The following is a 6,082-nucleotide window of genomic DNA, read 5'->3' as shown; positions in this document are numbered from 1 at the left end:
CGTACTGCGCGATCAACTGCGAAATCCAGGCGGCCTGCTTGCTGAGGAATACGTCCAGGGTGAGCTGTCCGGCCTCGATCATGTCGAGCGCCTGCTCCCACACCGCCGTTGTGCCGGGGTCTGCAATCGCTGCGGGCACGGCGTCGATCAGCGTGAACGCCGCATCCGATGCGCGAATGGAGCGACCCTTCTTCACGATGTAGCCACGGGCGATTAGCACGCTGATGATGTTGGCCCGCGTCGCCTCGGTGCCGATGCCCGTCGTGTCCTTCAGCTTCTGCTTCAGGCGCGGGTCGGTTACGAAGCGCGCAATGCCCTTCATTGATTTGACCAATTCACCCTGGGTGTAGGGCTTGGGCGGCATCGTCTTGAGCGCCTTGATCTCGGCCTCGGCCACCTGACACGCCAGGCCCTCACGCAGTGGGGGAAGCACCTGGCTGCGTGCCGCGTCGTCGCCGTCCTCGTCCGCTTGCGGTTCGGCCAGCACCAGACGCCAGCCCTTGATGACCACCTGTTTACCGGTGGCCACCAGCGTCTGCTGGCCGCAGGAAAACTCAGCCACGGAACGGTCGAACTCGTGGTGCGGGAGGAACTGCGCCAGGTAATGCGCCCGAATCAGCCGGTACACCGCCAGCTCCTTCTCGCTCAGAGCAGAGAGGTTCGCGGGTTCGAGCGTCGGAATGATGCCGTGGTGCGCCGTAACCTTGCCGTCGTTCCATGCACGCGAACGCTGGGAGCGGTCGAGCTGACTCATGATCGGTCGCAGCGACGGGTCGGTTTTGAGCAGGCTGTCCAGGACGGCGGGCACCTCGGCGAACATGCTTTCGGGCAGGTAGCCAGAGTCCGAGCGCGGGTAGGTCGTGGCCTTGTGCGTCTCGTACAGGGCCTGGGCGATCTGCAATGTCTCCTGCACGTCCAGCCCGAGCTGCCTGGAACAGACCTCCTGAAGCGTCCCCAGGTCGAACAGCAGCGGCGGGCCTTCGCGCACGCGCTCGGTCTCGACCGACACCACCTGGGCGCTGCCCGCAGCACGAATCTGCTGCGCCGCCTGCTGGGCGACCGGCTGTTGCAGACAACGACCGGCGTCGTCGGTGCAGCCATCGGGCGCAACCCACTGCGCGGAGAAAGCCTGACCCTCTGCGGACAAAGACACGTCGATGGCCCAGAACGGCACCGACTTGAAAGCCGCGATTTCGCGGTCGCGATCCACGACCAGCTTCAGGGTCGGGGTCTGGACACGTCCGACCGACAGCACGCCGTCGTAGCCCGCCTGCCGCCCGAGCACCGTGAACAGACGGCTGAGGTTCATGCCGACGAGCCAGTCTGCCCGCGAACGCGCCAGCGCCGAGTAATACATCGGCAGCGTATCGGACGACGGCCGTAGCTTGCCGAGCGCGGTGCGGATCGACGCATCGTTGAGCGCCGACAGCCACAAGCGTTCGATGGGGCCACGGTAGCCGCACAGGTCGATGATCTCTCGGGCGATCAGTTCGCCCTCGCGGTCGGCATCGGTGGCGATGACGAGATGGGTCGCCTTCGCCAGAAGCGCCTTGACGACCTTGAATTGCGTGGCGGCCTTCGGTTTGACCTCGACCCGCCACTGCTGGGGAATGATGGGCAACTGTTCCAGCGACCAGCGCTTGAGCGCCGCGTCATAGACCTCGGGTGCTGCCGCTTCTACGAGATGGCCGATGCACCAGGTGATGGTGATGCCGGAGCCGTTGAGGCAGCCTTCACCGCGCCGCGTCGCGCCGAGAATCCGGCCAATATCCTTGCCCTGGGAGGGCTTCTCGCACAAGAACAGCCGCATGTCCGTCCATCCGATTTCCGTGGTTCATTGAGTTGCTGGAATCGAGGATGCCGGGCACCGCCAGGGGCAGCAGCAAACAAGTCGCAAGCGGTGGCGACCACTTTCACAGGATGGAATGGCTGGGGCGGAGATGGCGTGCAGCCGGGGTGTGCGGGCCGGGAGCCGCGATTTTCGGGAGCGCATGGAAGCNCGACGCATCGTTGAGCGCCGACAGCCACAAGCGTTCGATGGGGCCACGGTAGCCGCACAGGTCGATGATCTCTCGGGCGATCAGTTCGCCCTCGCGGTCGGCATCGGTGGCGATGACGAGATGGGTCGCCTTCGCCAGAAGCGCCTTGACGACCTTGAATTGCGTGGCGGCCTTCGGTTTGACCTCGACCCGCCACTGCTGGGGAATGATGGGCAACTGTTCCAGCGACCAGCGCTTGAGCGCCGCGTCATAGACCTCGGGTGCTGCCGCTTCTACGAGATGGCCGATGCACCAGGTGATGGTGATGCCGGAGCCGTTGAGGCAGCCTTCACCGCGCCGCGTCGCGCCGAGAATCCGGCCAATATCCTTGCCCTGGGAGGGCTTCTCGCACAAGAACAGCCGCATGTCCGTCCATCCGATTTCCGTGGTTCATTGAGTTGCTGGAATCGAGGATGCCGGGCACCGCCAGGGGCAGCAGCAAACAAGTCGCAAGCGGTGGCGACCACTTTCACAGGATGGAATGGCTGGGGCGGAGATGGCGTGCAGCCGGGGTGTGCGGGCCGGGAGCCGCGATTTTCGGGAGCGCATGGAAGCCGGTGGACGTTGATGGAGCTATCCCCTGGGGATAGCTCGCGAGAGCATGGAACGGCGAACAGTGGCCGGCCCATGCCGGGTCACTTCCTACGCCGCGGCTCTTTTGGCGCAGCCGGTTCCTGGACTGCCTGGGACTTTGCCTCCGCATCCTGCGGCTTCGGGCTGAGGGTCACGGACTCGATGCGGAACGGCAGGATGCCGACGCTGCGCGCGTTGATCTGCCAGGTCTCGCGTGGCTGATCTTCGTTGTCCGTCCAGGGCTCGCGCTCCATGCGGCCGACGACCAGCACGCGCATGCCTTTCTGGTAGAGGTTTTTCCAGTGCGCGGTGTCACGGTGCCAGATTTCCACTGGCGCCCAAAAGCCGCCGCGATCCTCGAAGTCGCCGCCTTTGGTGGGAACGGGGTTGTCGAAATACACGTTCAGCCGCAGCAAGCGCCGCGGCTCGTCGTTGCCGTTGGGGAACTCCCGGTACTCGGGCGGGGAGCCAATGTTGCCTTCGCCCCAAAAATGCGTGCTCATGTTGCAATCTCCATGGTGATTGAAATACCCGAGCCGCGTCGGCGTCGGGCGCGTACTGGGGTGTCCGGTGTCATCACCGATCACGCATTCCAGGTGGGATGGACTTGAGCCTGCGCAGGTAGGCGTCTTCCGCCTTGGCGGCCTTGCTGGCGCACTCCTGGGCCTGCCTGCCCAAGGTGTGCAACAGGCTGATCTGCATGTTCAGCGTGATGCGCTGAAGCTCAATCGCGTGCAGCTCGGCCAACAGGTTGACCGGCGTGCCGATGTTCGCCATCAATTCCTGCCACAGGGCTACGCCCATGGCTGAGCGGTCGTGCTTGCGCCAGCGCAAAAACGCCGTGCCTGCGCCAGTGGTTTGCTGGGCCAACTCCACGGGCAGCAGGTGGAAGGGATGCCCGACTGCCTGTTGCAGCACCTGCCGCTGCGCCAAGCCAATCAACTCGTCGCGCATGGCGAAGCACTGGCTGGCCCAGCCCTCAAGATCCCCCTTACCCTTAAAAGGCTTTAAAAGGCCTTTTAGAGAGGCAGCGTGTTCCAGCTTCATGAAGGCAGCCTGTTGCAGGCCCTGGAAGTAGCGGGGTTCGCGGTTCGGATCGCTCATGCCTGCTCGTCCTCGTCCTCGACCTCGCCGGCGCTGACCTCGGGTGCTGCGTCAATGGCGGGCTCGTCGGTGGTGGCCGCGTCGTTGGGGGCAGGCGCTGCAGCAGGACTCTCAGCACGCTGTTGCAGGCCACGGCGCACGATGGGCGGCGCGAACTTCGAGCGGTGCGTGCCTTCCAGCACGTCCTGCGGCAGTTCGCCGAATTTCTCCAGCGCCACCCGTGCTGCGGCGTTCTTCGACACGAAGTCGTCGCGCGTACAGCCCGAATAGCGGTATTGCTGGGCCAGCGAGAACAGGCTGCGCAGTGCATGGGCGCCCTCGTTGAGCCAGCGCTCCAAGGTGCTGCGGTCGATGAGCGCCGTGTGGTGGGCGAGGATCAGCTTGCGGGCGATGTCGTCGTAATCGGCCAGCAGATAGACGGCGGCAAAGCCGAGCTGCGCATTGACGAACAGCGGCAACTTGACGGGCTGCACGTTGAGGTTCTCGCCCAGGCTGAGTGCCGGAGGCACGCTCGCCAGCGCCTGATCCACCTGCTCGCGCAGCGATTGCAGCGTGGTCTTGGTCTGGTCGAGCTTTACCTCGATGCGCAGCATCCACCAGTCCGAGTACGGGTCGTCCTGCTCCGAGCCCCTCCGCATCTTGTTCATCTGCGCGATGTAGCCGTTCAGGCCGACGATACCCGGTCGCCCCTCGGCGGCGGCACGGCCATGCCAGATGCGCGAAGCGTGGTGCGTGTGAAGCGTCAGCGACATCGCGCTGCGCAGGGAGCCGAGATTCAGTTGCAGAGGTTCATTGGTTGCCATGGTGTCCGCTCGTTGTGTGAAAAGGAGCGGTCAGCTTCGGCAGGAAGCGGAAGGCAGTCAGTCAACAAACCGAAACCTGCCAGACCCCGGTTCAGCGCGTGATGGCCGCCTGCGGCGCGAGCTATCCCCAGGGGATAGCTCCATGGAGCGCCAACGAACGCTGCACGTCGGGATCAGGGTGGGCAACGCCGATGCTGCTGCAGATGTTCGAGGCCAGGCTTGCGACTGCACGGCATCCGCCCCAACGGTGGAACTATCCCCAGGGGATAGCTCTATTGGCATCCATGGGCGTCCACTTCACGGCCTTGTCAGCCGGCTCACTTGCTGGCGAGCAGGTCTCGCAGCCGCTCGATGTGCTGCCTGGCGACTTCTGGTGGCACCGGCTTACCCTGCGTTTGGGCCGGCGGTGCGGGTGGTGGCCGTTCGTTTGGTTGAGTGGGTGCCGGTGGCGGGTCTTTCTTTGCCCAGGCATTGAACTCACCGTGGATGGCCCGCTGGATGATGCCGAACAGATACCCTGCGGGATTGCGGATGCCGTGGTTGCTACAACGCGCGGCCCATTCGTCCAGCACGTCCTGCCTCAGCGAGGCATCAACCTGCTGCAATGCCACCTTGGCACCCGCCTGCTGTTCCGCCTTCAGTTGCGCAAAGCGCTTGGGCCATTGCAGATCGTCCAGTGCGCGCGCCTGCGCAGTAGTACGTATTTCATTAATACAACTACTACGTACTGTACGGGCCTGCTTCGGATTCCGAAGAGAGACGTCTGGCGCGGGTTTCGGCCCTGCTTCGGAATCCGTAGTGGGGCGTTCGCCATTCCGAAGAAGGCTCGGAGCCCCTTCTTCGGAATCGTGAATGGCGTCTTCCTGTGGATAACTATCGCTGGCCGTAAGGTCCTGGTTGGCGAGGCGTTCGGCCATCACCTGCAACCGTGACGGGAGGGTGCGTCCGGCCAGCAATGGGTCTTCACCGATTTCCTTGAGCGTGTGCAGGCCCACGATCTGCACGGCCTTGGCAGAATGGCCGAGCGCCTGGCTGACGAGTTGCAGGTAGTCCGGGTCGAGCTGCATGGCCTCGAACGGTGTCAGAGGTTCGTCGTGCAGCACGTACAGATTGCCGAGGATGCGGCCAGTCTTGGGGTCACGCCGTCGCCGAACCAGGCTCAGCCAGCGGGTCAGGCGCATCAGTGTCAGCGCCCGTGCCACGGTTTCATGCGAGGCCTGGCCTGCGCAGGGCATGGACGCCAGCCAGGGCCGCAACTGCTCGTAGGTGGGAAATGCGGTCACACCATCGTCGTTGAGCATCAGCCGGAACACTTGCCAGGCGTTTCGTTCCAGCGGCGTCAGGCGGCGGTCGAGGAACAACTTGCGTGGCACCGTCTCGTGCCGGTTGCCACTGAAGAGGAAAGCATCGCCGGAGGTAGGCGTGGGCGACTGTGCCGGTGTAGGCGCAGGTGCGCTGGGGGCGGGCTTGGGCGCAAGGTCTTTCAGCGCAGCATCGAACAGCTCTGCGAGTGCGATGGGGCCTTGGCGTCGGACTCGTGGTGCGGTGTCGTCCACGGCCATG

Annotated in this window: 5 protein-coding genes and 1 pseudogene; all 6 read right to left on the bottom strand. The window is 64.4% G+C overall.

The features are described from left to right. The coding region (locus tag C1I89_RS21290; RefSeq protein ID WP_102774529.1) for a DNA topoisomerase III at positions 1-1,810 on the bottom strand (1,810 nt) is incomplete at its 3' end. Between the two features lie 166 nt (positions 1,811-1,976). Then, positions 1,977-2,405 (bottom strand): annotated as a pseudogene (locus C1I89_RS21285) (toprim domain-containing protein); the annotation flags it as partial. 269 nt (positions 2,406-2,674) lie between these two features. After that, entirely contained in the window at positions 2,675-3,115 is a 441-nt protein-coding gene (locus C1I89_RS21280; protein WP_023124755.1) for a single-stranded DNA-binding protein, read from the bottom strand. A 73-nt stretch (positions 3,116-3,188) separates the two neighbouring features. Further along, complete coding sequence (locus C1I89_RS21275; protein ID WP_023124754.1) at positions 3,189-3,716, bottom strand: DUF3158 family protein; 528 nt, start codon at positions 3,714-3,716, stop codon at positions 3,189-3,191. Beyond that, on the bottom strand, positions 3,713-4,519 hold the full coding sequence (locus C1I89_RS21270) for a PFL_4669 family integrating conjugative element protein (protein ID WP_102774528.1): 807 nt from the start codon (positions 4,517-4,519) through the stop codon (positions 3,713-3,715). The genes C1I89_RS21275 and C1I89_RS21270 overlap by 4 nt, the downstream gene beginning before the upstream one ends. A 317-nt stretch (positions 4,520-4,836) precedes the next feature. Continuing rightward, a complete protein-coding gene (locus C1I89_RS21265) occupies positions 4,837-6,081 on the bottom strand; it encodes an STY4528 family pathogenicity island replication protein (RefSeq protein WP_102774527.1) in 1,245 nt (414 codons plus the stop codon). Position 6,082 lies beyond the last annotated feature (1 nt).

The sequence above is a fragment of the Achromobacter pulmonis genome, assembly GCF_002885955.2.
Taxonomy (GTDB): domain Bacteria; phylum Pseudomonadota; class Gammaproteobacteria; order Burkholderiales; family Burkholderiaceae_B; genus Achromobacter; species Achromobacter pulmonis_A.
The sequence above is the reverse complement of the archived record's forward strand: the minus strand, read 5'-3'. Positions and strand labels throughout refer to the sequence as shown.

What these genes read in the sequence shown, in the direction of transcription:
- C1I89_RS21280 (WP_023124755.1), bottom strand. Translation starts at nt 3,115, where the DNA reads ATGAGCACGCATTTTTGGGGCGAAGGCAACATTGGCTCCCCGCCCGAG.
- C1I89_RS21265 (WP_102774527.1), bottom strand. Translation starts at nt 6,081, where the DNA reads ATGGCCGTGGACGACACCGCACCACGAGTCCGACGCCAAGGCCCCATC.
- C1I89_RS21270 (WP_102774528.1), bottom strand. Translation starts at nt 4,519, where the DNA reads ATGGCAACCAATGAACCTCTGCAACTGAATCTCGGCTCCCTGCGCAGC.
- C1I89_RS21275 (WP_023124754.1), bottom strand. Translation starts at nt 3,716, where the DNA reads ATGAGCGATCCGAACCGCGAACCCCGCTACTTCCAGGGCCTGCAACAG.